The organism is Sorangium sp. So ce375, from assembly GCF_051473855.1.
Lineage (GTDB): Bacteria > Myxococcota_A > Polyangia > Polyangiales > Polyangiaceae > Sorangium.
Genome location: NZ_CP150335.1, coordinates 6,794,807 through 6,820,504 on the forward strand (window position 1 = coordinate 6,794,807; position 25,698 = coordinate 6,820,504).

At 72.1% G+C, this 25,698-nt stretch carries 17 protein-coding genes; 9 read left to right on the forward strand and 8 right to left on the reverse strand.

Annotation, left to right across the window (positions count from 1 at the left end; translation table 11 throughout):
- Positions 1-85: 85 nt before the first annotated feature.
- Complete coding sequence (locus WME90_RS25190; protein ID WP_437274533.1) at positions 86-2,110, reverse strand: CocE/NonD family hydrolase; 2,025 nt, start codon at positions 2,108-2,110, stop codon at positions 86-88.
- Between the two features lie 817 nt (positions 2,111-2,927).
- On the opposite strand from WME90_RS25190, the gene WME90_RS25195 reads away from it, so the two are divergent.
- Together WME90_RS25195 and WME90_RS25200 are read left to right on the forward strand one after the other, a co-directional pair.
- Positions 2,928-3,785, forward strand: a complete 858-nt coding sequence (locus tag WME90_RS25195) for a hypothetical protein (protein ID WP_437274534.1) — start codon at positions 2,928-2,930, stop codon at positions 3,783-3,785.
- A 121-nt stretch (positions 3,786-3,906) separates the two neighbouring features.
- Positions 3,907-4,188, forward strand: a complete 282-nt coding sequence (locus tag WME90_RS25200) for a pyrimidine/purine nucleoside phosphorylase (RefSeq protein WP_437274535.1) — start codon at positions 3,907-3,909, stop codon at positions 4,186-4,188.
- 15 nt (positions 4,189-4,203) lie between these two features.
- Here WME90_RS25200 and WME90_RS25205 read toward each other — a convergent pair whose 3' ends face one another.
- Positions 4,204-8,058 carry a serine/threonine-protein kinase gene (locus tag WME90_RS25205; RefSeq protein WP_437274536.1) on the reverse strand — a complete coding sequence of 1,285 codons (3,855 nt, stop codon included), beginning with the start codon at positions 8,056-8,058 and terminating at the stop codon, positions 4,204-4,206.
- 564 nt (positions 8,059-8,622) lie between these two features.
- Here WME90_RS25205 and WME90_RS25210 point away from each other — a divergent pair.
- The 5 genes from WME90_RS25210 to WME90_RS25230 all read left to right on the forward strand — a co-directional run bounded on the left by WME90_RS25210 (position 8,623) and on the right by WME90_RS25230 (position 16,323).
- A complete protein-coding gene (locus WME90_RS25210) occupies positions 8,623-9,513 on the forward strand; it encodes a serine/threonine-protein kinase (protein ID WP_437283656.1) in 891 nt (296 codons plus the stop codon).
- 882 nt (positions 9,514-10,395) lie between these two features.
- Complete coding sequence (locus tag WME90_RS25215) at positions 10,396-11,547, forward strand: CgeB family protein (RefSeq protein WP_437274537.1); 1,152 nt, start codon at positions 10,396-10,398, stop codon at positions 11,545-11,547.
- Between the two features lie 139 nt (positions 11,548-11,686).
- Positions 11,687-12,856, forward strand: coding sequence for a 23S rRNA (adenine(2503)-C(2))-methyltransferase RlmN (rlmN, locus tag WME90_RS25220; protein ID WP_437274538.1), 1,170 nt, complete (start codon positions 11,687-11,689; stop codon positions 12,854-12,856).
- Positions 12,857-13,013: 157 nt separating this feature from the next.
- On the forward strand, positions 13,014-14,414 hold the full coding sequence (locus tag WME90_RS25225; RefSeq protein ID WP_437274539.1) for an acetyl-CoA carboxylase biotin carboxylase subunit: 1,401 nt from the start codon (positions 13,014-13,016) through the stop codon (positions 14,412-14,414).
- Positions 14,415-14,544: 130 nt separating this feature from the next.
- Complete coding sequence (locus WME90_RS25230) at positions 14,545-16,323, forward strand: phospho-sugar mutase (RefSeq protein WP_437274540.1); 1,779 nt, start codon at positions 14,545-14,547, stop codon at positions 16,321-16,323.
- 15 nt (positions 16,324-16,338) lie between these two features.
- On the opposite strand, the gene WME90_RS25235 is transcribed toward WME90_RS25230, so the two are convergent.
- Positions 16,339-17,115 carry a chlorite dismutase family protein gene (locus WME90_RS25235; RefSeq protein ID WP_437274541.1) on the reverse strand — a complete coding sequence of 259 codons (777 nt, stop codon included), beginning with the start codon at positions 17,113-17,115 and terminating at the stop codon, positions 16,339-16,341.
- A 457-nt stretch (positions 17,116-17,572) separates the two neighbouring features.
- On the opposite strand from WME90_RS25235, the gene WME90_RS25240 reads away from it, so the two are divergent.
- Positions 17,573-18,178: a hypothetical protein gene (locus WME90_RS25240; protein WP_272093731.1), complete on the forward strand. Its 606-nt coding sequence runs from the start codon at positions 17,573-17,575 to the stop codon at positions 18,176-18,178.
- A gap of 377 nt (positions 18,179-18,555) precedes the next feature.
- The gene (locus WME90_RS25245; RefSeq protein ID WP_437274542.1) at positions 18,556-19,302 is read left to right on the forward strand and encodes a TenA family transcriptional regulator; all 747 of its coding nucleotides are present in this window, start codon (positions 18,556-18,558) and stop codon (positions 19,300-19,302) included.
- Between the two features lie 539 nt (positions 19,303-19,841).
- On the opposite strand, the gene WME90_RS25250 is transcribed toward WME90_RS25245, so the two are convergent.
- The 5 genes from WME90_RS25250 to WME90_RS25270 all read right to left on the reverse strand — a co-directional run bounded on the left by WME90_RS25250 (position 19,842) and on the right by WME90_RS25270 (position 25,625).
- The gene (locus WME90_RS25250; RefSeq protein ID WP_437274543.1) at positions 19,842-20,342 is read right to left on the reverse strand and encodes a response regulator transcription factor; all 501 of its coding nucleotides are present in this window, start codon (positions 20,340-20,342) and stop codon (positions 19,842-19,844) included.
- Positions 20,343-20,443: 101 nt separating this feature from the next.
- Positions 20,444-22,054: a 3-dehydroquinate synthase gene (gene aroB / locus WME90_RS25255; RefSeq protein ID WP_437274544.1), complete on the reverse strand. Its 1,611-nt coding sequence runs from the start codon at positions 22,052-22,054 to the stop codon at positions 20,444-20,446.
- A 5-nt stretch (positions 22,055-22,059) separates the two neighbouring features.
- Entirely contained in the window at positions 22,060-23,244 is a 1,185-nt protein-coding gene (gene aroC / locus WME90_RS25260; RefSeq protein ID WP_437274545.1) for a chorismate synthase, read from the reverse strand.
- Positions 23,245-23,295: 51 nt separating this feature from the next.
- Positions 23,296-24,240 (reverse strand): glutamate racemase, encoded by a 945-nt coding sequence (murI, locus tag WME90_RS25265; protein ID WP_437274546.1) that lies wholly within the window; start codon positions 24,238-24,240, stop codon positions 23,296-23,298.
- The gene (locus WME90_RS25270; protein WP_437274547.1) at positions 24,237-25,625 is read right to left on the reverse strand and encodes a homoserine dehydrogenase; all 1,389 of its coding nucleotides are present in this window, start codon (positions 25,623-25,625) and stop codon (positions 24,237-24,239) included. The genes murI and WME90_RS25270 overlap by 4 nt, the downstream gene beginning before the upstream one ends.
- Positions 25,626-25,698 lie beyond the last annotated feature (73 nt).

Sequence of the window (25,698 nt, forward strand, 5' to 3'; positions counted from 1 at the left end):
GGGCCGGCGGACGCTCCGCTCGGCGACACGAGCCCGGGCATCGGCCGCGCTTCCACCTGAAGCAGGTGGTCCGGATGCGGCTGTCTCAGAGGAGATCCCGCAGGATCTTCTCCCGCCATTCACGGCTGGCGAAGCGGGTGTCGCCCTCGAACGCGTCGAGCTCGCCGCTGACATAGAAATGGTCGCGGTCGGCGTGCAGCCTGGTCGCCACCTCGATGCGGATGTCCCAGCCCGGGCGCGACTGCACGTACGTCTGCCGGCAGGTGAAGGTCGCGCAGAGCGGATCGTCCGGCGCGATCCGGAGCTCGCGGCGGATTCGATGAAGCACCTCGGTACCGATCTCATCGAAGCGCTGACGCCCTTCGCCGCAGACGCCCTCCGTTTCCGTCACGGTCGTGACCGCCCCCGAGGTGATGTCGAAGGTCACCGAGCGCGTCACCCTGCCCTCGCTCACCTGGGTGATCGGCGTCGCTCGTGCCGCTTCCGGCTTCGGGAAGGGCTCGCTGCCGTCGCTCGCTTGCGGGCGGCGACGCGGCAGCATGAGGCGGCTGGCGCCGGTGACGACGCCGAGGGTCGCCTGCTCCGGCGCCGGCCAGATCAGCGGCCAATAGGCGCTGGACAGCGATATCCGCAGGCGATGGCCGGCCGCAAAGCGGTGCGCGCAGGCGTTCAATACCAGCTTCAGCGTGTAGCGCCTGCCGGGCTCGAGCGAGGTCGGCTCCGCGTGGCTGTCGCGGTGGGTGAGGTTGATCACCTGGAAGCTGACCCGCAGCGCCGTGCCATCGGGCGCCACGTCGCACAGCCTGGCGCAGAGCTGCGCCACCGGCTTGTCGCTGGTGAATTCCAGCTCCAGCTCCGGGGCGCCGAGGACCTGCATCGCTCCCTTGAGCGGCGCGGTGTCGAAGGTGAGCGAGCCGGAATCGTCGATCCGCTGGTCACCCGGCAGCTCCCCGACGCAGCCGGCGCCCATCCACTCTCCGCCCTGAAGGCCGACGTGCTGCGGCGAGCGAAGCGCCACGACGTCCTCGGCGCCGCTCACCGGCGCGAGGCCCTCCTTGTTGAGATGGAAATAAGAGGGTTGGATGTCCGGTGACGGCCAGCTTTGCTCGGTTATCCAGCGGCCCGGATGATGACGGCGAGTCGTCTCCGGCGCCGTGTACTCCTGCATCCAGGCGCGCAGCATCGGCTCCTTGTCGACGCCGTTCTCGATGCGTTTCAGCCAGCGATCCCACCAGGCGATCGCATCCTGCAAGAAGCCGATCGCCGGGCCCGGCGTTCCGTCCTGCGGATAGAGGTGCGCCCAGGGCCCTATGACACCCTTCCGCGGCACATCGAGGTGCTCCAGCATCCGCGGCACCGTGTTGGTATAGGCATCGACCCAGCCGCCGACCAGATAGACCGGCACCTGGATCGCGCTCCAATCCTCGCAGATCGACCCGTGTCGCCAGTAGTCGTCGCGCCGCTGATGGGCCATCGCGAGCGCCGGCCAGAACGGCATCTGTTCCAGCCGTTCGCGCCAGTTGTCTCGCCAGTTGTCGCCGAAGAGCTCCGGGTCGGCGGGGCGGGCCTGATAGACCAGCATGACAGTGCCCCACCACAGATTGTCGTTGAGCAGGCAACCGCCCATGTAATGGATGTCGTCGACATAACGGTCGTCGGTCGAGCAGACCGAGAGCACCGCCTTCAAGGCCGGAGGTCTGAGCGCCGCGACCTGCAGGCAATTGAACCCGCCCCAGGACTTGCCCATCATGCCGACATTGCCGTCGCACCAGGGCTGCGCCGCCATCCAGGCGATCACTTCGAGGGCATCGTCCTGTTCCTGCTTCAGGTACTCATCCCACATCAGCCCGTCGCTCTCGCCGGATCCACGCAGGTCGACCCGCAACACGGCATAGCCGTGGCCGGCGAAATAGCCGTGCATCGGCTCGTCGCGGGCGCGGGTTCCGTCCCGCTTGCGATAGGGGATGTATTCGAGGATCGCGGGCACCGGCTTCCTGTCCGCCCCTTCCGGCGCCCAGAGACGCGCCGCGAGACGGCAGCCATCCTTCAGGGTGATCCAGAAATGCTCGGTCACCGCGACCTTCAGGGGCGTTTCAACCGCGACCGCCATCCTTCACTCACTGGTCCGCGAACTTCCTCTTGGCAAGGAGGCGCCGCAGCCGTGGGCTGCTCCGGCTTGCCCCTCGCGTAGCGTCTCTCACGCACCGCGGCCCGGGAAGCATGGAATCTCACACCGACCGTCCTGCGCTGGATTGAAAGGCGGTGCGCTCGCCGATGGGTCAGTCCCGGTCGGTTCACACGGCGACGCTGCTTGCCAGCGGCAAGGTGCTGGTGGCGGGCGGCCAGGGCGATCGGGGGGTCTTCCTGGCGAGCGCGGATCGACCCGGCCCCCCTCCAGAGGCCGTCCGTCTCGATCTCGGATCGACCCACCCCCCCCTCCCGAGGCGACCCCGCCACGTCGCGACCGCTCCGCGCAGCCTTCCGGAGTCGCCGTTTCGATCTCGGATCGACCCACCCCCCTCCCGAGGCCACCCCGCCACGTCGCGACCTCTCCGCGCAGCCTTCCGGAGTCGCCGTTTCGATCTCGGATCGACCCACCCCCCCTCCCGAGGCCACCCCGCCACGTCGCGACCTCTCCGCGCCAGCGTCCGGACCGCCTCTCTCGATTTCAGATCGACCCGCCCCCCCTCCCGAGGCCGTTCCAGCACGTCGCGACCTCGCCGCGCCCACGCCGAGTTCCTCGATGCCCGCGCCGCCGCTCATGGACGCTCCAAGATGCCTGCAATAGTTCAACACATGCGCCAACACCGCACGAAACCCGCGCAGCGCCGCGCTTGACGGACGTCACAACAGGACTTCCCTTAGCTGCTCATCCGAGATGCCTCTCCAGGCATCGCTTGCATCACCCCATCAGGAGGTGTTCCTCAATGCTGAAGCATCTGAATCTCGACGAGATGGTCGCGCTCCTCTCCCCGTGGGTCGAGGACGCGAAGCATCGCAAGGTCTTCCTGTCGATCCCCGAGATCGCGCCGCTCCACCCGCGGGTCGTGGAGGCCCACGAGGGCGTCGTCGCGGTCCAGCCGAGCAGCGGCGGCGCGTCGTCGAAGATGCGCGCGCTCACCGACGAGATCAGCGAGGTCGACCGGCGCCACGACCACCTCGCCAGGGCCGTATCCTACGGGATCGACGCGCGCCGCGAGCTCTGCCTCGCCGAGGATGCGGCCGACGCCGCGGGCGCCGCGCAGTGCGATGTCGTCCAGAAGAAGCTCTTCCCGGGCGGCCTTTCCATCCTCAACGCCTCGCCGCTCGCCGAGGCGGGCAACACCACGCGCATCGCCCGCCTCCTCGAGGACGAGCCCGCGATCGCCGACTTCCTCAGGTCCGTCCCCGCCCGGGGCAAGGTGTCGCTGCTCGACGTCACGAAGCGCTGGCTCGCCAAGGGCCGGGAGCTCCAGGCGCTCGAGCGCGCCCGCACGGAGCTCGAGGCGACCGAGACCACCACGCCCGCCAGCAAGACCACGATCCAGGCCGCGCGCAGCCAGTGGTTCAAGATCGTGTCGCTCGTGCTCTCCAACCTCGAGATGTCCCGCGCGCCGGCGCGCGACGTCGAGATCGTCCGCGGGCCCGTGCTCCGGGCCTCGGACCGCGCAGGCAAGCGCTACGCGAGCGGGAAGCCCGGGCAGGCGCCGCCGGACGGCGCGGAGGTGCCCGCCACCGAGCCGAGCGGAGCCGCGCCGGGAGAGCCGGACAGAGGCGAGGGCGGCGACGCGAGCGAGCTGCCCTGATCGGCAAGAGAGCAAGGAAGCAAGGCGGGAGACACCGAGACGCCGAGCTGGCCTGTCGCGCCCGCGGCGAGCGGGCGTGTCCGGGCTGGTCTCTCGCGGCGGGACGCGGTAGGAGGGCGCCATGCTCAAGCACAACAGCTACTTCAACGGCAACGTCCAGAGCGTCGGGTTCGAGCGCCACGGGCGCCGGCAGACGATGGGTGTCATCGACGCCGGCGAGTTCCACTTCTCGACCGAGGCGCCGGAGCGGATGACCGTCGTCGCCGGCGAGCTGGCGATCCGCATCGACGGCTCCACGGAGTGGCGCGCCTATCCGGCAGGGACGTCGTTCGAGGTGGCAGGCAAGAGCGGCTTCGACGTCAGAGCCACCCAGCCCACCGGCTACTTCTGCGAGTTCCTCTGAGCGCGGCCTAGGCCCCTAGGCCTCCAGCCAGCGCCGCTCCAGCTCGAGCGTGGCCACGTTGTCCGGCACGTTGCCGAGGAACCGCCCGCGCCACACCGGATCGCCGATCTTCCTCGCACGATCGAGCAGGCGCTCCCGCGCCGAGGCGATCGCCATCGTCGCCTCGCGACGGTGGCCGCACGCCGAGAGCGCCTCGGCGTGGACGAGGCGCACCAGCGACTCGCCCACCTCGGCCCCCATCGATTCCAGCAGGCAGAACGCCTCGGTCGTCGCCGCGAGCGCGTCCACCGCCTGCCCTGCGTCGAGCAGCGCCCGCCCGAGCACCGCGTACGCGAAGGCCCGGAGCGGCGGCGCTCCGTACAGGATCGCGACAGCGGCGCGCGCCTCGCGCTCGGCGCCCCCGAGATCGCCCGCCTGGAGCACGATCCTCGCAAGGCACGTCCGCCCGGCGCCCTCCCCGCGCGCGTCGCCGAGGCGCTGGGACGTCGCGATCGCCTCCTCCGCCGTCCGCTGCGCCTCCTCGACGGAGCCCCGCTGCGCGAGCACCGGACCGAGGTTGAGCAGCGCCCCGAGCCGCGCGTCCGACAGCCCCATCCGCTCCGCGTCCGCGAGCGACGCGCGCAGCGCCGCCTCGGCGCCCTCGAAATCGCCGAGCTCCGCGTAGCAGGAGCCCAGGTTGTTCCTTGCCCAGCAGGCGTTGCGCCGATCGCCCGCCTGCTCGAACGCCGCGAGCGCCGCCTCGAAGCCCGCGAGGCACGCGCCGGGATCGCCGACCGCCATCGCCCGGTACGCGCGCGCCTCGTGGAGCCGCGCCAGCACCTCGACCTCCTGCTCGGTCTCCTCGGCGTCCTGCTCGACGCCGTCGAGCAGCTCGTCGGCGAGCTGGTACCGCCCGCCGAACACGAGCCGCCCGGCGCCCGCGCACAGGCACACGCTGCGCGCCGGGCGCGCGGACCGCCGCGCCTCGGTGCCCTGCGCCAGGCGCAGGAGGCCCTCGACCTGGTCGTGGTTGCCGCGCTTCGAGGCCGCGAGGATCACCTGCGTGAGCGCCGAGAACCACGGCGCCGACCCGGGCGCGAGCCGCTCCAGGGCCTCCGTCCCCCGCCGCTCCGCCAGCGCGAACTCGCCGCGCCAGAGGTGCGCCTCCGCCTGGCAGAGCCGCAGCGCCCCGGCCGTCGCCTTCGAGGCGCCGCGCGCGATGCCGCGCTCGACGCGCTCGATCGCCGCGCCAAGGTCGCTCCCGAGCAGCGCCTGCTCGGCCGCGCGCAGCGTCGCCGCCGCGGCCCGCGCCGGCTCGCCGCCGCGCTCGAAGTGCTCGGCCAGCGCCATCGGATCGGCCGCGCCCGCCCGCTCGAGCCACTCGCCGGCGAGCCGATGGCCGAGGCGGCGATCGTGATCGGTCAGCATCCCGTACGCCGCCTCGCGCACGAGCGCGTGGCGGAAACGGTACTCGGCCGCCTCCGGCGCGCCCTCCACGGAGCGCCGGACGATGAGCTCCCGCACCTCGAGCTCGGCCAGCAACGGCTCGACCTCCGCCCGGCCGACCAGCGCGGCGACCCCGCTCCGAGAGAAGGTCTCGCCGAAGATCGCCCCGGCGCGCAGCGCCCGCCGCGCGCCGATGTCGAGCGCGTCGAGCTCGGCCTGCACCATCGCCAGCACCGTCTCGGGCAGGTCCACGCCCTTGCCCGCCGCCGCCGCGCGGATCTGCTCCTCGAGGTAGAAGGCGTTGCCGTCCGCGCGCTCGACCAGGGTCGCCACGAGCGCCGGGCTCTCGCCCTCGCCGAGCACCTGGCGCACGAGCCGCTCGCTCGACCGGCGCGAGATCCCCGCGAGGCGGAGCTTGTGCCCGCGCCGCTCGTCCCACAGCTTCGGGAAGAGCTCGTGCACCTCGGGCCGGCCGAGCGCCATGACCATGAACGGCCGGTCCTTCAGGTTCCGGAGCGCGGCGTCGACCATCGTCACCGTGGGCAGATCGCCCCAGTGCAGATCCTCGAGCACGAGCAGGACGGGGTGCTCCGCGCACTCGGCGCGCAGGAAGTCCTCCCAGGCGAGGCGGAGCTGGTCGCCCATGAGCATCGGGTTCCGCCGCGCCGCCCGGAGCTGCACGTCGTCGTCCGAGAACGGCGCGCCGACGAGCTCGCCGAGGAACGTCGCGACCCGCGCGGCGTCGAGCGCCGCGTGCCGCTCGACCCGCGCCCGCACCTTGCGCCGCCGCTCCTCGACGGGATCGGCGTCCGTGAGGCCGATCGCCCGCCGGAGCGCGTGCGCGAGCAGGCCGAAGGCCGAGCCGGCGCTCATCGGATCCACCTGGCCGAGCCACACCTCGATCGGCTCGCCGTCCTCCCGGATCGCGCGGACGAGCTCGTGGCGGAGCCGCGACTTGCCGATGCCGGCCGGCCCCGTGACGAGCACGACGCTCGGGGTCGACTCCTCGATGCAGCGGGCGAGCTCGTCCCGGATCAGGGCGAGCTCGCGCTCGCGCCCGACGCACGACGTCGCCTTGCCGAGCACGTGGGGCGGCGCCTCCGGCTCCTCGCGCGCGCCGTGGAGCCAGGGGCCGCGCGCGTCGGAGGTGATCTCGAACCGCGCGCCGAGCAGCCCCGCCGTCACCTCGTCGATGCGGATCGCCGCGCGCCCCGCTCCGCGGCTCTCGGGGAGCAGCTGGACCACGCGATCGATGAGGTCGCCGACGGGCATGCGCGAGGCGATCTCGGCCCTGCCCGTGACGACCGCGACCGGCGCGCCGCCGAGGAGCGCCTGGACGGCGAGCGCGCAGCGGGCGGCCCGGGCCGCGAGGTCGGTCGTCGCGCCCGCGCCGGCGAGCACGACGAGCGGCAGCCGCGCGTCGACGAGCTCGAGCTGGCCCTTGTAGCGCGCCGCCGTGGCCGAGAGCGCCTGGGCGCGCGCCTGCTCGTCGGCCTCGGGGAGGGCCGGCTCGGCGCCGGCGAGGCCGTCGCGCGCGAGCACGAGGCACATCACCTTGCGCTCGCCGGTCGTGAGCTCGGGCGGGCGGACGGACATCGACGGCGGGCGAACGGAGATCGCCGCGGGATCCATGAGCGCGGAGAGCTCGATCGCGACCGCGTTACCGTCGCTGGGCCGCCCCTCGGGTGATTTCGACAGCATCCGCTGGACCAGCTCGTCGAGCGCCTCGGGCACGTCGTCGCGGAGCCACCTGAGCGACGGCGGCTCCTCGATCAGCACCTTGACGAGCACGGCGAGCCCCCGGGCGCCGCGGAACGGGGCGCGCCCCGAGATGCACTTGTAGAGCACGCAGCCGAGGGCGAAGACGTCGGCGCGCGCGTCGACCTGCGCCTCGCCGCGGGCCTGCTCCGGGGCCATGTAGCCGGGGGTGCCGAGGATGGCGCCCGGCATGGTGAGCTGCTGGTCGATGCCGGACATCCGGACGACGCCGAAGTCGATGAGCGTGATGCGGTCGATGGTGCCGTCGACGAGGAGCAGGTTGCTCGGCTTGAGGTCGCGGTGGACGACGCCGAGCCGGTGGACGGAGCCGAGGGTGGTCGCGACGCGCCGGGCGAGCTTGAGGCTCTCCTCCAGGGTGAACGCCTGCCGGGAGAGGCGCTGGGAGAGGGTCTCGCCGGTGAGCCACTCCATGGCGAGGTAGGGGTGGCCGTACTCCGTGCGGCCGTGCGCGATGTACCGCACCACCCCCGGCACCCGCAGCGTGGCGAGCGCCTGCGCCTCGCGCGCGAGGCGGTTCGAGTCCTGGGAGGCGGCGTTCTGGAGGACCTTGAGGGCGATGGTCTCCTCGGTCTTGAGATCGCGCGCGCGGAAGACGTGGCCCATGCCGCCGGCGCCCGCGAGCTCCATGATCTCGAACCGGCCGTCGATGACGTCTCCCGCTCGCATTGCCCCTGCCGTCGCTCCTCGCGGATCCTCCGTCCTTTGAGGGAGCTACGCGAAGTTCACGTGAATGACCAGCGGTTCGGGGTTACAGGCGTGTCACCGGAAGCGGGCGCCGCGAGACGGCGCCGCCTTCATGCAATCACCACCGATTGCCGCGCTCCGGGGCGCATCGTCACCAGAGAGCGCGGCCAGGGGCAACTCTGCAGCGTCGAAGCGCCTTCCGGCCCCCGGCCGACGCGCCTCGCCCGCGGCCTTCGCCTCGACTCCCCGGGCCGCCTGGCGCTGCGTCGTCCCGTGCGGCCCGCGCCTCGTTGTTCTCGTGCCGCGCCCGTTCTTTGTCCAGGCGACCTCGGGCACGGCGGGCGGACGATGTGAGGCGGCGCGGCAGGGGAACGCACGCGAAGGCACGGGAAAACGAGGCGTGGAGGACCTTCGTCGGGCGTCGCTGCGCGCGGCGCTTCCGCTACCGCCTCCGCGTGATAAATGAGCTTGTCTGGGAGCGGGGGGAAGCGACCGGAACGCGCTCGACCCCCTTTTGTCAAGCGAAGGAGGCCGCTCTTGTCAATCGTGCCCGGAACCGTTCTGCTCCAGCGCTACCGCGTGGTGCGTCATCTCCGCCGCGAAGGCCTCGGTGAAGTGTTCAGCGCCGAGGACGCGGGCGCCGGCCGGCGCGTCGCGGTCAAGGTGCTCGGTGAACCCCCGTTGCGGCAGGAGCCGGGGAGCGTGCTCAGCACGCCAGAGCGCATGCCCCAGGAGGAGGCCGAGGCGCGCTTCCGGCGCGAGGCGGCGGCGTGCGAGCGGCTGCGCGGCCCACACACGCTGCCGTCGATCGACGGCGGCCAGGACCCGGCGCACGGCCCTCTCCTCGTGTTCGAGCTGCGCGAGGGGGAGCTCCTCAGCGAGCGCCTCTCCCGGCAGGGGCCGCTCCCGTTCGAGGCCCTGTACCCGCTGGGAGAGCAGCTCTGGCAGGCGATCGCCGAGCTGCACGAGATTGGCATCATCCACCGTGACATCAGCTCCACGAACGTGCTCCTCGACCGAGGTCCGGACGGCGAGCGGCTGACGCTCCTCGATCTCGGCTCATGCAAGCTCCCGCCCGGTCTCTCCGACGAGGCGCTGACCTTACCGAGCCGGTGTCTCGGGGATTTCAGGTTCGCGCCGCCCGAGCAGCTCACGAAGGGGAAGACGGTCGATCAACGGGCCGACCTCTATGCGGCCATGACGGTGATCTTTCAGGCGCTCACCGGTGAGCTCCCCTACGCCGCGCGCAATATGATGATGCTCGCCGATCTCAAGACGAGGACGCCGCCGCGCCGCCTGGGCAACCTGATGCCTCCGCCGGTCGACCGCGAGCTCGAGGTGTTCGTGAACCGGGGTCTGGCGCACAGCCCGGACCGCCGCTTCGCGAACGTCGCCGAGGTGATCCAGGGCTGGCAGGCGCTGCGCCCCGCCGCCTGAACGTCGCGACGGCTCTCGCGCGGTACCCCCACGGCTGAAGGCTGGACACCCGGCCTGCCGGTCCACCGGAGCGCCCTCCGCAGCGACGGGAAGGCCCCCAGAGAGAGCGCCGCGCGCTTCCTGCCTTCCTGCTCCCCCGCCCGGTTTCTCCGCCAGACGAGCGGCGCCCTTTCCGGTAGAGCCCGCCGGTTCGCCGGCGAGCTCAGCCGGACGGCGGAAGCCCCTGCCGGGCCCGCGCACCGCGGTGTCTCGAGCGATGTCCGCGGCGCGCAGGCCCCGTTGCGCTGCCGGACGTGCGCGCGTGCTCGCCCGCGCGCACGTCCGGCAGCGCGCGCCGGCCCGGGCGGCCCTTTGCCAGCGCTGCCCCGGCGTTCCGGAGCAGGGCTCCCCCGCCGGCGCTCCGTTCGACCGGCAGGCGTGATCGACCATTACGACAACGTCCCTCTTTTTCTCATCATCATCGCTTCCGACCAGCGTTTGCCGCACAGGCCCGTTGCGCCGTGGAGCGACGGCGGTTGCGTCGGGTGCTTTGCTCGAACGAGCCGTGTTATCCCGGAGTAAGCGACGATTCCGCACGCTTCGTCGTCACGAGAAAAGGGCGGGCCTTACCGCCTGGCGTCTGACGAGGAATAAGCGCCTTCGATCGAGAAACTGCATCTCACAGCATTGCAGGGTGTGAGCACGCATGTTAATCCCGGATGCGCTCGTCGCCGCGCCCTCTCGCGCGGCGCCAGGGCAACCGGATCGGCGTGCCGGTCCTCTTGCGCGTGTGTCCGCGAGGCGTCGTTCGCCTCTCCGGAGCCGTCGCGGTGTACCTCGGGACCCGCTCATTCCGGGTCGGCACGCCCTCTGGGATCTCTCAACCCTTGCCGCCACCACGCTATGACGACACCTACCTACCGCTATGTCTTCCTGGGGCTCTCCATCACGTCTTCGTGGGGCAACGGCCACGCCACGACGTACAGAGCGCTCCTCCGGGCGCTCGCGTCGCGCGGCCACCGGGTGCTCTTTCTGGAGCGGAACCTCCCCATCTACGATCAGCACCGCGACCTGCCCAACCCGCCTTACGGCACGACCGAGCAGTACTCGAGCATTACCGAGCTCCGCGACAGATTCTCACGCGCCGTGCGCGAAGCCGATCTCGTGGTCGTCGGCTCCTTCGTCCCGGAAGGGGCCACGATCGGGGCGTGGATCACGGAGGAGGCCCGCGGCAAGGCCGCGTTCTACGATCTGGACACGCCCGTCACGCTGGGCCGGCTGGCGCACGGGGATCACGCGTATCTCACGCCGACGTTGATCCCGCGGTACGATCTGTATCTGTCGGCGACGGGGGGCCCGACGCTGGAGCGGCTGGAGCGCGGACACGGCGCTGTGCGCGCGCGGGCGCTCTACTGCTCGGCGGACACCGACGTGTACCACCCCCAGCCGGCGCCGATGCGCTGGGATCTCGGCTACCTCGGGACCTACAGCGACGATCGGCAGGCGGCCGTCGAGCGGCTCCTGCTCGAGCCGGCGCGGCGCATGCGCCGCGGGCGCTTCGGGGTGGCGGGCGCGCAGTACCCGTCGTCGCTCGTGTGGCCCGAGAACGTCTCCCGGACGGAGCACCTCCCGCCGGACGAGCACCGCATCTTCTACAACTCACAGCGCTTCACGCTGAACCTGACCCGCCGGGCGATGGTGGAGTCCGGGTGGTCGCCGAGCGCGCGCCTGTTCGAGGCGGCCGCGTGCGGGACTCCTGTCCTGAGCGACACCTGGCCGGGTATCGAGACGTTCTTCCAGCCCGGCGAGGAGATCCTCCTCGTGCGGTCGCCGGAGGACGTGCTCCGGAAGCTCAGGGAGATGAAGGAGGACAAGCGCCTCACGGTGGGCCAGCGGGCGAGGCAGCGCGTCTTCGCCGAGCACACGGCGATGCACAGGGCCGAGGCGCTCGAGCGCTACACCCGCGAGGTGCTCGACGCCGCCAGCCGCGCGCGAGCGCGCCGCGAGCGCGACGGGCAGGTCACGGCGACGCACGTCGAGAGCCAGAGCGGCTGACCGCCGGCCGGGCCGCTCGCGTGTGGCCTGGCCCCTTGCGGGCGGCCTGGCCCCTTGCGGGCAGCCGGGCCGCGTACAGGCGGCCTGGTCGCTCGCCTGCTCCCTTGCCGCTCGGGGCGGCGCGCAGTACGCCAGGCAGGTGCGCTCCACGCCGCTTCACCCCGTCGCCCGGCTGCCCGAAGAGTGGTCGGCCTCGCTGGCTGTCCGCGGAGAGCGGTCGTTCACGGCAAAGCAGGTATTCCACTGGATCCATCGCCGCGGCGTCCTGGATCCGGCGGCGATGACGAACCTCCCGGCGCGGCTGCGCGAGCACCTCGCCGCGGAGGGGCTGGGCGAGGTCCTGACGCCCGAGCGGGTTCATCGCTCCGAGGACGGCACGCGCAAGCTGCTGCTGCGCCTCCGCGACGGCGCGACCATCGAGACGGTCCTGCTCCCCTCGGTATCGGGCCCGGGCTCGCAAGCGCAGCTCGACGCCGACACGGCCGCTGCCGACGACGAGGACGACGACGACGCCGCGGCCCCCGAGGCGGGGGCCGCGCCGCGCGTCCGCGTCACCCAGTGCATCTCGACGCAGGTCGGCTGCGCCATGGGGTGCAGCTTCTGCGCGAGCGGCGTGGCGGGGCTCAAGCGCCACCTCGGGGCCGAGGAGATCGCGGGCCAGGTGCTCCTCGGGCGGGCGATGCTCGACGAGGGGGAGGAGCTCCGCAACGTCGTTTACATGGGGATGGGCGAGCCGCTCCATAACTACGAGGCGACCGCTCGCTCGCTGCGCCTGCTCACGCACCCCGAGGGGATCAACCTCTCTACACGGCGGGTCACGGTGTCCACGTCGGGCCTCGTCCCCGAGATCGCGCGGCTCGGCGCGGACTTTGGCGGGCAGATCGCGCTGGCGATCTCGCTGCACGCCGCGGACGACGAGACCCGCTCGGCGCTGATGCCCATCAACCGCAAGCACCCGCTCGACGAGCTGCTCGCGGCGCTGCGCGCCTACCCGCTGCCGCGGCGCCGGCGCATCACCATCGAGTACACGCTCGTCGCCGGGCAAAACGACGATCCCGCCGAGGCGCGGCGGCTGGCGAAGCTCCTGCGCGGGATCCCGGTGAAGATCAACCTCATCCCGATGAACCCGATCGAGGCGTCCTCGCTGGGTCCCCCAGCCCAGGAGCGCGTGGCGGCGTTCCAGGAGGTGCTCACCCAGGCGGGGTACTCGTGCTTCGTGCGCCGCCGGCGCGGCGATGACGTCTCGGCGGCCTGCGGACAGCTCGTGCTGCTCGGGGCCAAGCCGAAGGTGCGTCGCGCGCTCGGCTGAGCGCTCGCTTTGTGGATCGCGCGCTCGCAGCCGAGCGCGCGCTTTGTTGATCGCCCGCTCGGTTGATCGCCCGCTCGCAGCCGAGCGGCCCGGGCCGATGGCGCCGCCTGCTGCGGGCGGCTTGACGCGCCGCCGCGCGGGGGCGTAGCTGTCGACCGTGTTGAAGAAGATCCTCGTCGCCAACCGTGGAGAGATCGCCTGCCGCGTCCTCCGGACCTGCAAACGGCTCGGGATCGCGACGGTCGCCGTGTATTCCGACGCGGACGCAAACGCACCGCACGTCGCCATGGCCGACGAGGCGGTGCGCATCGGGCCGCCGCCGGTCCGGGACAGCTACCTGGTCATCCATGCGATCGTCGAGGCGGCCCGCGCGACGGGCGCCGACGGCGTCCATCCGGGCTACGGGCTGCTCAGCGAGAACCAGGCCTTCGCCGAGGCCGTCATCGAGGCCGGCATCACGTTCATCGGCCCGCCGCCCGCGGTGCTCCACGCCTTCGGCGACAAGATCCTCGCGCGGGATCACGCGCGCGCTGCCGGCGTGTTCCCGCCGCCGGGCACGGGCGGTCCGATCGACCCCGCCGACGTCGAGGCCGCCCAGCGCGCCGCCGAGAGCATCGGCTTCCCGCTGCTCGTCAAGGCCGCGGGCGGCGGCGGCGGCATCGGCATGCAGATCGTCACGGATCCGGGCAAGCTGGCGCGCGCGCTCACCGCGTGCTCCGATCGCGGCCGCTCCGCGTTCGGCGACCCGCGCGTCTACATGGAGCGCTACATCGAGCGGCCGCGCCACATCGAGGTCCAGGTGCTCTGCGATGGCCAGGGCGGCGCCGTCGCGCTGGGCGAGCGCGAGTGCAGCGCGCAGCGCCGGCACCAGAAGATCGTCGAGGAGACCCCGTCGCCCGCCGCGTTCTTCCAGGGAGCGGCGGGCGAGGCCCGCCGGAAGGAGCTCCACGAGAGCGCGCTCCGGGTCGTCACGGCCGTCGGGTACGCCGGCGCCGGCACCGTCGAGTTCGTCGCGGCGGAGAGCGGCGAGCTCTTCTTCCTCGAGGTCAACGCGCGGCTCCAGGTCGAGCACTGCGTCACCGAGATGTGCACCGGGCTCGACCTTGTCGAGCACCAGATCCGCATCGCTTCGGGCGAGCCGCTCGCGCCGGAGGTCCTGAACCACGCCTACCGCGGCCACTCCATCGAGGCGCGCCTCTATGCGGAGGATCCGGCGAAGAAGTTCGCCCCCCAGCCTGGCCGCATCACCGCGCTCCGCTGGCCGGCCGCGGGCGACGACCTGCGGATCGAGACCGGCGTCGCCGAGGGGCTCGAGGTGACGCCGTTCTACGACCCGCTGCTCGCCAAGATCGTCGCCCACGGACCGACGCGCGACGAGGCGATCGCTCGCCTCGACCGGGCGCTCGCCGAGACGACGATCGAGCTCGCCGGCCCGGCCGGGCCCGCCGCGACAAACCTCGCGTTCCTCCGCCAGATCCTGGGGGACGCCGACTTCCGGGGCGGGCAGTACGACACGCGCTTCGCCGAGGCGCTCGCCGCCGGCAAGAAGGCCGGATGACGCCCTGCCGAGCGGGCTGAGCGGGCCAGCGCCGCGGCGCCGGAGGACCGCGCACGCAGCGCGCGGCGACCGCGCCGAATCGGGCGTGCGCGTGGTGCAAACCACGGCCGGCTTGAACTAAATACGAGGAGTGAGCCACGACTTCGTCCTCGAGCCCGCCGAACGCTGGCTTGCCCACGACCCCGATCCGGAGACCCAGAGCGAGCTGCGCCGGCTCATCGACGCGGCCAAGGCGGGCACAGAGGGCGTCCGCGCCGAGCTCGCCGAGCGCTTCGCCGGTCCCCTGGAGTTCGGCACCGCCGGCATCCGCGGCGTCCTCGGGGCCGGCGAGAGCCGGATGAACCGCGCCGTCATCCTCCGCACGACCGCGGGGCTCGCCCGTCACCTCCTCGAAGCGCTCGGCGAGAAGGCCCGGAGCGCCGGCGTCGTCATCGGCTACGACGGCCGCCGGATGAGCCGCGAGTTCGCGGAGGACACCGCCTGCGCCCTCGCCGCCGCGGGCATCCCGAGCCACCTCTCGCCCGTCCCCTGCCCCACGCCGATCGCCGCGTTCGCGGTCGGCCACCTCGGCGCTGCCGCGGGCGTGATGGTGACGGCGAGCCACAACCCGCCCGAGTACAACGGCTTCAAGGTGTACTGGGACAACGGCGCGCAGATCATCCCGCCCCACGACACCGACATCGCGACGGCGATCGACGCCTCGCCGCCGGCGGATGAGGTCCCCCGCATGCCCCTCGGCGAGGCGAGGCGCCTCGGCCTCGTGCGCGACTTCCCCGAGGACCTGGAGGGGAGCTACCTCCGCGCGATCCGCGGTGTCGCGGTGCGGAGCGACGGGGATCGCGATCTCTGCATCGTCTACACGCCGCTGCACGGCGTCGGCGACCGCCTGGTCCGCGAGGCGCTCGGCCGGGCCGGCTTCACGCGCGTGGTGAGCGTGCCCGAGCAGGCCGAGCCGGACGGCGCGTTCCCCACGGTCGCGTTCCCGAACCCCGAGGAGAAGGGCGCCATGGACCTGGCGTTCGCCCTCGCAAAGCAGGAGGGCGCCGACCTCGTCCTCGCCAACGACCCCGACGTCGACCGGCTCGCCGTGGCGGTGAGGCGTCCGGACGGCGAGTACGTGCAGCTCACGGGCAACCAGGTCGGGGTCCTCCTTGGCCATTACCTGCTCACCGAGGGGCGGGCGCACGGCGGCGCCGACGAGCGCCGCCTCGTGCTGGCCTCCTGCGTCTCGACCCCGATGCTCGGCGTGATCGCCGCGGCGCTCGGGGTTCACTACGAGGAGACGCTGACGGGCTTCAAGTGGATCGCCAACCGGGCGATGGACATCGAGCGCACGACCGGCGCCCGCTTCGTGTTCGGCTTCGAGGAGGCGCTCGGCTACACCGTCGGCCCGGTCGTGCGCGACAAGGACGGCATCAGCGCGGCGGCGCTGGTCGCCGAGCTCGCGGCGGTGCGCAAGGCCGAGGGAAAGACCCTGCTCGACGAGCTCCAGGCGATCACCCGCAAGTACGGCCTCTACATGAGCGGGCAGCGCTCGTACACCCTGCGCGGCGTCGACGGCCTGGAGAAGATCGCCGCGATCATGGCCGCGCTAAGGAAGAGCCCGCCGGCCGCGATCGGCGGCGTCCCCGTGGTGGCGTGGCGCGATTTCGAGGCGCGCACGCGCACATCGAGCGACGGCCTCGTCGAGCCGCTCGTCCTGCCTCCGAGCAACGTGCTCGTGTACGAGCTCGACGGCGGGAGCCGGCTCATCGCCCGCCCGAGCGGCACGGAGCCGAAGATCAAGTTCTACTTCGACGTGCGCGAGGAGGTCGCCGCGGACGAGCCGCTGGGCGACGCCGAGGCCCGCGCGTCGGCGCGGCTCGACGCGCTGGCCCAGGCGTTCTCGGCCCTGGCCGGCATCGGTTGAGGGCGAGCGGCCTCGTCAGCCGCCCGCGCTGCGGAACGCGGCGCGGCCGACGAAGAACGGGCCCATCTGGCTGATGAACTCCGAGGTCTGCCGGGTCTTCCGCATCGACTGCACGATGTGGGAGAGCGGGTGGAGCTCCTTGCCGACGAGCCCGATCACGAACTCGTTGTCGCGGGCGTCGAGGCCGTGGCACGCGAGGCGGATGTCGTGAGCGAGGTCCTGCGCGCCGTAGGCCCTGCCGATGGTGCCGTGCTCGCGCAGGATGCCCCCCTGCTCGCGCCCCTCGAGCTTGGCGAACGCGCCGCTGCGGCGGAGCGGGTACCACACCGCCCACGACCAGGCGGGGTTGAGGACGGTCTCGGACGGGCGCCGGAGCAGCCAGTAGTCGAGGTCCTGCTCGTAGCCGGTCGAGTACGTGCGCCCCAGCATCGTGAAATCGGGGCTGAGCTCCAGGGCCCTGAGCTCGCTGCGGTTGAGCGCGGGACGGACCGTCTGGATGAAGACGGCGGGGTCCTCCGCCCACGTGAGCACCGCGATCCCGCGCGGGTCGTTGACGTCCTCGTAGATGACCGCGCCGACGCGCTGGGACGAGAGCGCCTGGCCGGTTGCGCGGGTCAGCTCCGCCGGATCGGCGTCGCCGGTGCAGCGGAACACGAGCAGCTGCATGAACAGCCGGCGGTCGATGCTCTGCGGCTTGCCGTCGCGCGGCGCCCCCCGCTCGGCGACGTCGATGTGCGGCAGCTCGGGCTCCGCGTGGCCGGCGGCGGGCCGGCCCGTGGTGGGTTCGCTCATGGGCGTAGGGGTACCGAGGTTCGCGGAGGGCGGCAACTGCCAGGCGCAGCACCTCCGCGGGTGACGCGCAGCCCCCGCCGCGAGCGCCTGGCGCCGCCCCGAGCCCCTGTCGCCGTCGCGACGAGCATGGCGCGAAGCGTCGTAATGCGCATTACACCGCTGCGTGCACCGACGTCGGTGGTGCTCCCCTGGGGCTTGGCGTCTCGGGTCGAAAGGAGAGCTGGACAACCGGCGTGTTCTTGCCCAGGGCCACGGCGGCTCGTGCTGTAGGCCTGCTCGCACGTAATCATCTCTTGCCATCGAGCCCGACTCACGCTCCCCTGCAAAGTACAACCACGACTCCTGGAGTTACCCCGACGATGTGCTTCCGGGCAGGGTTTCCCGCCCGAGGGCACACGTGCCTCGCCCGCGATCGGGCTCAGCTTCGCCGGGGCCTTCCCGCCGTAGGTTCGCCGCGATGAAGACGCACGAGACGAAGACCAAGACCTCGATCCCCGCCGGCCGATGCAAAGGAACGTTGCTGGTCAACCTCCGGTCGTTCGTCACGACGAACCGCGACGCCGGAGCATGGGAGCGCCTCGTGACATCCCTGCCCAAGTCAGACCGGGACGTACTCTATCAGCCGCTGCTTGTGAGCAGCTGGTATCCGATCGGCGTCTGGAACCGGGCCCTGCGAACGCACGTGCGGACTGCGAGCGACCAGGCCGCGGAGATCAAGCGGTTTGCCCGGTACGTCGCGGACCGCGACCTCAATACGGTGTTGAAGTTCGCGCTCTCGATCGCCATGCCCGACACGATCGTCGCCCGCACTGGAATGTTCTGGTCGCGCTACTTCGACTCCGGAAAGGTGTTCCCGCGCATGGTGAAGCCGCGGGAGTGGGTGCTGACCATCACAGGCCCGACCGGGGACGACGAGGGGCCCTCTGCGATGAACTGCGGAGAGGGCGTCTGCGGTTGGGTCGAGCAGGCGCTCCTCCTGTGCGGCGCATCCACCCCCAAGGTAACCCACCAGCGGTGCCGGTTCCGCGGCGCGACCGAGTGCCTCTCCGAGGTCGTATGGTGAACGGTGAGGTGAATGGTGAGGTGAATGGTGAGGTGAATGGTGAGGTGGACTGCGAGGTGGACGGCGAGGTGGACGGCGAGCTACTTGAGCGAGCTCGGCCCTCTTGTCGTTGCGGCGGCGCCCTCGTTTATCTATTGACTTGTTCCTTCCCCCCGATCCAGACTGGATGCAGGCGGGACACATGTACACGAAACCTCTCTTGGTGAGGTCGTCGTGCTGGCCCTCTCTTTGGTCGTGCTCGGGGGGGTTAGCATCGTGCCTGCGCCGCGGATTGTCTCCTGACGGCCGCTGGCCGGTCAGCCTGAGGCGATTCGGTGGGGTCCAGGCGGGCGGGCAGCCATGAGGGAGATTGACCCAGCAACCCTCCAGGTAATTTCATGCTGTCACCTCGCTCGCAGCGGCACAAGGAAGTCAAGGACAGCCTCAAGGCGACGCCGCACCCGGTCTGGGTCGAGGACATGCTCGAGTCCCTGGCCGACCAGTGGAAGGCCGCGGTGTACACGCCGCCGATCGCGCGAACGATAACGGAGCCGGTCGATCACGAGACCTGGAGCGTGCTCCTCCGGGAGTTCTTCTGCGTGGTCGAGGCGTTCCCGAAGTACATGGGGCTCAGCCTCGCCAAGACGACGTATGGCCAGTCGCCGCGCGACTTCCTTGTGCGCGACTGGCTCATCGGCAACATCCGGGTCGAGGCGCTGCACGTGCGCTGGTACCTCGACTGGGCGGCGGGGCACGGGATCAGCGCCTCGGAGATCACGAGCCACCGCCCGAGCCCGGAGGTCGCGTCGCTCTTCGAGTGGCTGTGGTCGGTGTCCTACCGCGGCTCCCTCGCGGAGGCGGTCGGCGCCGTGAACTACGCCATCGAGGGGATCACCGGCGAGTGGTCTCGCGTGGTGATGCCGGCATTCACGAAGCTCTACGGCGAGGGGAGCAAGTCGCTCACGTGGCTCGCCGCGCACGCGAACTACGATGACGCCCACCCGCGCGAGGCGCTGGAGATCGTGAAGCTCGCGACCACCTCCGGCGAGGAGATGCGCCGGGTGCAGTCGAGCATCTCCCGCTCGCTGGAGCTGTTCGAGCGCGCCTTCAAGGCCTGCGGCGTCCCGAGCCGCGGCGGCAGCTGACGCACGCACCACCTGATAGCGCCGCGCCCCCACGCGCCCCCCGAGCAGACACGAGAGCTCGGTAGAAACCTCATAGCACCCAAGGCGAGCGCCGCGCGGCGCCGGCGCGCAACGTCGCCGGAGACCATCGCGACTCCTGACCTGCTGCACAACGCAGCACGCGAGAAACAGACCAGTTCAAGGAGAGAAATCTCCGAGGTACCGAGATAGCCAGTCTGTCTCTCCCCATCTTTCGGCCTCTTTGCCGTTCGAGTCATTGACCAGCACGAACCCCTCCGCGTGCTCCGGACCGAAGCCTCGCTGAAGCAGGCCTCGCCAACGCGATCCTGCCGCGAAGCCCCTCTCGTGCGCTTCCCCCGCAGTTGCCCCCGTGCCGCTAAGAGCGGCCGTCCCCCGCCCCGCAATTCGCGACCCAGAGCGGCGGTCACCCGCACAGGAGACGGGCCCAGATCGGCGTTTTCGGCGCGGAAGCGCACTCCTGTGCGCTGAGCACCGAAAACGTCGAGATGGGCCCGTATCCGCAGCGGGTGCCCGCCGCTCTAGCGGCCGTAGACGGCTTTGCGGACCTTCTTCTTGAGATCGTCGAGCACGAAGGGCTTCGTGATGTAATGGCGAGCGCCCGCCTGGATGCCGGCGATGACGTCCATCGGATCCGACTTGGCGGTCAGGAAGATGATCGGCACTCGACGCGTCGGCTCGTGCTCGCGGAGCCGCTTCGTCATGCTCACCCCGTCGAGCTTCGGCATCATGATGTCCACGATCACCAGATCGGGCCGAGGCTCCTGCTGCGCCAGCGCAAGACCATCGACCCCGTTCGTCGCGACCACGGTGTCGAACTCGTCGCCGAGGAACCGGGCGATCATCGCCGCCGTGTCCTGCTCGTCCTCGACCACCAGGATCCTCTTCTTCGTCGCGGTCACCATCGGCGCGGGGAAAGATAGCGCGGAGCGGACGGCGCGGGCGGTGTACCGGATTTTTTTTCCGCAGAACGTTGGAAACGCATCGATTTTCTTCACCGACAGCGCAATCACCGTCTGCACCGGAGGCGCTCCTCAGCCAGGGCGTGCGTCGCTGGATCGCAGGGGGTTCGCCCGGAGCAGGGCTGTCTCAGGCACGCCGCTCACGGACGTGGCGTGAACGATCAGGTCGCGCCGGCGGCCGCGCGCTCGAGGAGCGAGGCGAGGCGGTCGAGCGGCATCGGCTCCACGAACGTGCTGCCGATGTCGCGCATCAGCACCGTCCGAACCGACGAGCCCCGGCGCTTCTTGTCGAGCGACAGGAAGCGCAGCGCGGCGGAGACCGGCTCGTCCTCGATCCGGGTGGGCAGCCCGAGCCGGGCGAGCAGGCGGATCACCCGGTCGGCCGCCGCGCGGTCGGTCATGCCGAGCGCGCAGCCGACCCGGAATATGGCCACCATGCCGAGCGACACCGCCTCGCCGTGGGCCAGCCGGACGAACCCCCCCTCGGCCTCGAGGGCGTGGCCGAGCGTGTGTCCGAGGTTCAGGAGGGCGCGATCGCCCGACTCGCGCTCGTCGCGGGAGACGATGGCCGCCTTCACGGCGATCGAGCGGCGGATGATCTCGGCGAGCAAGCCGGGGTCGCGCGCGAGGACGCGGTCGGCGTCGCGCTCGAGCAGCGTGAGCAGCTCCGGATCGCCGATGCAGGCCGACTTCACCACCTCCGCGAGCCCGCTCCGGTAGGCGCGGTCGGTCTCGGTGGTGAGCGCCGCCGGGCTCGCGACGACCGCGGACGGCTGGTGGAACGTGCCGACGGCGTTCTTCGCGGGGCCGAGGTCGACCCCTGTCTTGCCGCCGACAGAGGCGTCGACCATCGAGAGGAGCGTGGTCGGCGCCCCGACCCAGCGGACGCCCCGCAGCAACGTGGACGCGGCGAACCCGCCGATGTCGGTCACCACGCCCCCGCCGTGCGCGAGCACCACCGCGCCGCGATCGGCGCCCGCGTCGATCATCGCGGTCAGCGCCGCCTCGACGGCCGCGAGCCGCTTGTGCTCCTCGCCGGGCTTGAGCACCGTGACGGCCGCGGCCGGCGTCCCCTGCGCCGCGAGCGCGGCGAGCAGCGGCGCGCCCCACAGGCGGCTGACGTTCTCGTCCGTGACCACGAAGACCGACGTCGGCGCGAGCGCGGCGATGGCGTCCGCCGTGGACGCCGCCCCGTCGGAGGCGATGCGCACCGCGTAGCTCTTGTCGCCGAGCGGCACGAAGAGCGGGCGATCCGCGTAGGCGCGGAGGACCCGCGCCGCGACGTCCGCGGGCGAGACGCCGTCGGTCACGACGCGCGCGTGGGCGTCGGCATAGACGGGGTCGCGCGCGGCCAGGAGCTCGCGGATGCGCGCCTCGCGATCCGGCGCGCCGTCGAGGAGCGGGCGGTTGCCGCCCGGCGTGCGCGCGGCGATCGTGCGCGGGGTGGCGCTGAGCGCGACGACGCAGCCGCGCTCGAGCGACTCGGCGCGGAGCGCGGCATCGACGAGGGCGCCGCCGCCGAGGGCGATGACGCGCGGGCCGCGCGCGGCGAGGAGCCGGCGCAGGGTCGCCGCCTCCAGCGCGCGGAAGCCGGCCTCGCCGCGCGTGGCGAAGAGCGACGGGACGCTCTCGCCGGCCTCCGCCACGATGGCGTCGTCGAGATCGATGAACGGGATCCTCGCGCGCGCGGCGGCGACGCGGCCCACGGTGGACTTGCCTGTCCCCATGAAGCCGGTGAGCAGGAGCGGAGGTGCGTCGGAGGGGAGTTCCATGGCCTTCAGTAAGAGCGGACCTGCTGGAGGTAGCTGTCGACGTTGCGCGAGAGCTCCGTGAGGCTGTCGCCGCCGAATTTCTCGAGCAGGGCGCTGGCGAGCGTGATCGCCACCATCGCCTCGCCGACGACCGAGGCGGCCGCGACGGCGCAGACGTCGCTGCGCTCGAAGGCGGCGTCGAACTGCTCCTTGGTGCGCACGTCGACGGAGGGGAGCGCGCGCTTGAGCGTCGCGATCGGCTTCATGGCGGCGCGGCAGATGAGCGGCATGCCGTTCGTGATGCCGCCCTCGAGGCCGCCGGCGCGGTTCGACGGGCGGGTGAACGCGTGCGCCCCCTGATCGTAGGCGATGGGGTCGTGCACCTCGGAGCCCGAGATGCGCGCGGCCTCGAAGCCGATGCCGATCTCGACGCCCTTGATCGCCTGGATGCTCATCAGCGCCTGCGCGAGCCGGCCGTCGAGCTTGCGGTCCCACTGCACGTGGCTCCCGAGCCCGGGCGGCAGGCCGGTGGCGATCACCTCGAAGACGCCGCCGAGCGTGTCGCCCCGGTGCGCGGCCTCGCGGATGGCGTCGCGCATCGCCTGCGCGGCCGTAGCGTCGACGCACGCGAGGTCGGAGGCGCGGGCGCGCTCCCGGAGCTCGGCGAGCGGGAGCTCACCCCCGCCCGAGGCGGCGGAGGTCGGCGACGTCACCGGGCCGATCGACAGGACGTGGGCGAAGACCTCGACGCCGACAGACCGGAGGAGCTTGCGGCAGACGCCGCCCACCGCGACCCTCGCCGCGGTCTCGCGCGCGCTCGCCCGCTCGAGCACGTCGCGCAGGTCGCGCCGGGCGTACTTCAGGCCGCCGGCCAGATCCGCGTGGCCCGGGCGCGGGCGGGTCAGCGCCTCGGGCGGCTCGGGGAACGGCTCGGGGCCCATCCGCCCGGCCCAGCTCGCGTGATCGCGGTTCTCGATCACCATGGCGATGGGGCCGCCGAGCGTCTCTCCACCGCGCACGCCGGCGACGAGGCGGACGCGATCGGTCTCGATCTTCATCCGCCCGCCGCGCCCGTAGCCGCGCTGGCGCCGCGCCAGATCCTCGTCGATGTCCTCCGCGAGCAGCGGCATGCCCGCGGGGATACCCTCGACGGTCGCCACGAGCTCCGGCCCGTGCGACTCGCCGGCCGAAAGCCACCTGAGCTGCGTCATCGTGTGGAAAACCTCCTCTGCGCCCGGAGCCCGGGCGAAGCCTGCTGCCTATTACAGGTCGATCTGCTCCACGTCGACGCCCTGGGCGGATGAACTGGAAAAACGGCCGCCGGCGTCCTCGCCAACCTGGATCGGGACCGCGGCGCCAACCTGGGTCGGGAGGGCGGCGCCAACGTGGGTCGGGACCGCGGCGCCGTCCGCGACGACCGGCTGCCCCAGGAACCTGGCCGCTACTGTGGCGAAACTCTTCGGTAAATCTGTGACGAGGAGCGAGAGGCCGCCCGGCGCGCTCCGGGACGTGGCGAGCCCCCGCTCGGCGAGGAACGACGCCACCTCCTCCGCGGTCGCCGACGCGCTGTCCACGATCGGGAGGGGTCCGCCGGCGAGCGACGCCGTCTCGGCCTCGATGGCGGCGCGGAGGAGCGGGAAGTGCGTGCACCCGAGGACGATCGAGCGGGCGCCCGCGCCGATCAGCGGCTCCAGGTAGCGCCGCGCGACGAGCCGCGGGACCTCCCCCTCGACCCATCCCTCCTCCGCCAGCGAGACGAGCAGCGGGGCCGCCTGGCCGGCGACCTCGGTGCGGGTGCTGAGCGATGCCACGGCGCGGGGATAGGCGCCGGACGCGATGGTCCCGGCCGTCCCGAGCACGCCGATCGTCGCGCCGCGCGACGCGGCCACGGCGGCGCGGGCGCCGGGCAGGATGACCCCGAGGACGGGCAGGTCCAGCTCGACCCGGAGCATGTCGATCGCGACGGCGCTCACCGTGTTGCACGCGACCACGATCGCCTTGACGCCGCGGCCGATGAGCACGCGCGCGCAGCCGAGCGCGTAGCGGACCACCGTCTCCGGCGACCGCGTGCCGTACGGGACGCGCGCCGTGTCGCCGAGGTACACGATGTCCTCCGCCGGGCAGCGCTTGCGCAGCGCGCGCACGACCGTGAGGCCGCCGAGGCCCGAGTCGAACACGCCGAGCGGCGCGTCGCGGTGGGACGTCACGGCTCCTCGATGCGGAACAGGTGCACCGGCTCGCGGAGGAACTGCTCGCGCGCGATCGCGTCGAGCGCGCTCCGCACGAGCCCTTCGGGCGCGTCGTGCGTGATGAGCACGACGTCCACCGCGGGCTGACGGGCAGCCACCCCGCCGGCGGGCGCGGCGCCCGAGCTCGAGTTCGTCGGCCCCTGCTGCACGATCTGCTCGATGCTGACGCCCGCGTCGCCGAGCGCGCCAGCGAGGCGCCCCATGACGCCGGGCCGGTCCTCGACCGCGAAGCGCAGGTAGTACCGGGAGACGGTCTCCGCGACCGGGCGGACCGCGCGGGGTTTGATCGACATGCCGCGGCCCTGCATGCCCGCGACGCCCGACGCGATCGAGCGCGCGACGTCGAGGATGTCGGAGACGACGCTGACCGCGGTCGGCAGGTCGCCGGCGCCGCGGCCGTAGACGAGCGACGGGCCGACGGCGCGCCCCTCGAGGAGCACGGCGTTGAGCACGCCGGAGACGTTGGCGAGCACGCTCTGCTTCGGGATCAGCGTGGGGTGTACGCGCAGCTCGATGGAGTCGCCGAGGTCGCGGCCGATCGCGAGGTGCTTGATGGTGTAGCCGAACCGATCGGCGTAGCGGTGGTCGGCCTCCTCGATGCTCCGGATCCCGGACGTGTGCACGTCGGCGCTGTCGACCTGCGCCCCGAAGGCGAGCATCGCCAGCACGATCAGCTTGTGCGCGGCGTCGTGGCCGTCGACGTCGAGCGTCGGATCGGCCTCGGCGTACCCGAGCGCCTGCGCCTCGCGCAGCGCGGCGTCGAACGACGAGCCCGTGTCGCGCATGCGCGTGAGGATGTAGTTGCAGGTGCCGTTCAGGATCGCGGTGACGCGCTCGACCCAGTCGCTCGCGAACGCGTCCCGGAGCGTCCGGATGATCGGGATGCCGCCGCCGACCGCCCCCTCGAACGCGAGGTCGACCTGGCGCGCCGCGGCCCTCGCGAGGAGCGCCGGGCCGTGGGCGGCGAGCAGCAGCTTGTTCGCGGTGACCACGCCCTTGCCGCGGTCGATGGCGCGCTCGATCAGCGCGCGCGCGGGCGTCTCGCCGCCCATCACCTCGACGACCACGTCGATCGCGGGATCGTCGACCACCTCCTCGGGGTTCGTGGTGAGCACGCCGCGATCCAGGGCGGTGACGCGCTCCTTCTCCATGTCGCGCACGACCACGCGCTTCACCACGAGGGGGACGCCAGCGCGCTCCGCCAGGTAACCGGAGTTCTCGGCCAGGAGGCGCAGGACGCCGCCGCCGACTGTCCCGCAGCCGAGGAGCCCGATCTGGATCGGGGCGCCCCCGCGGAGGCGCCTGCGATCGCTGGCGGCGTTGGGTTCAGGGTTCAAGTTCAAGGGCGGACCGCCTTCCGTCTTCATGCGCGCGGAGCTTAGCGCTTCTCGCGCCGAGTGGTGACGCCTATGCTTC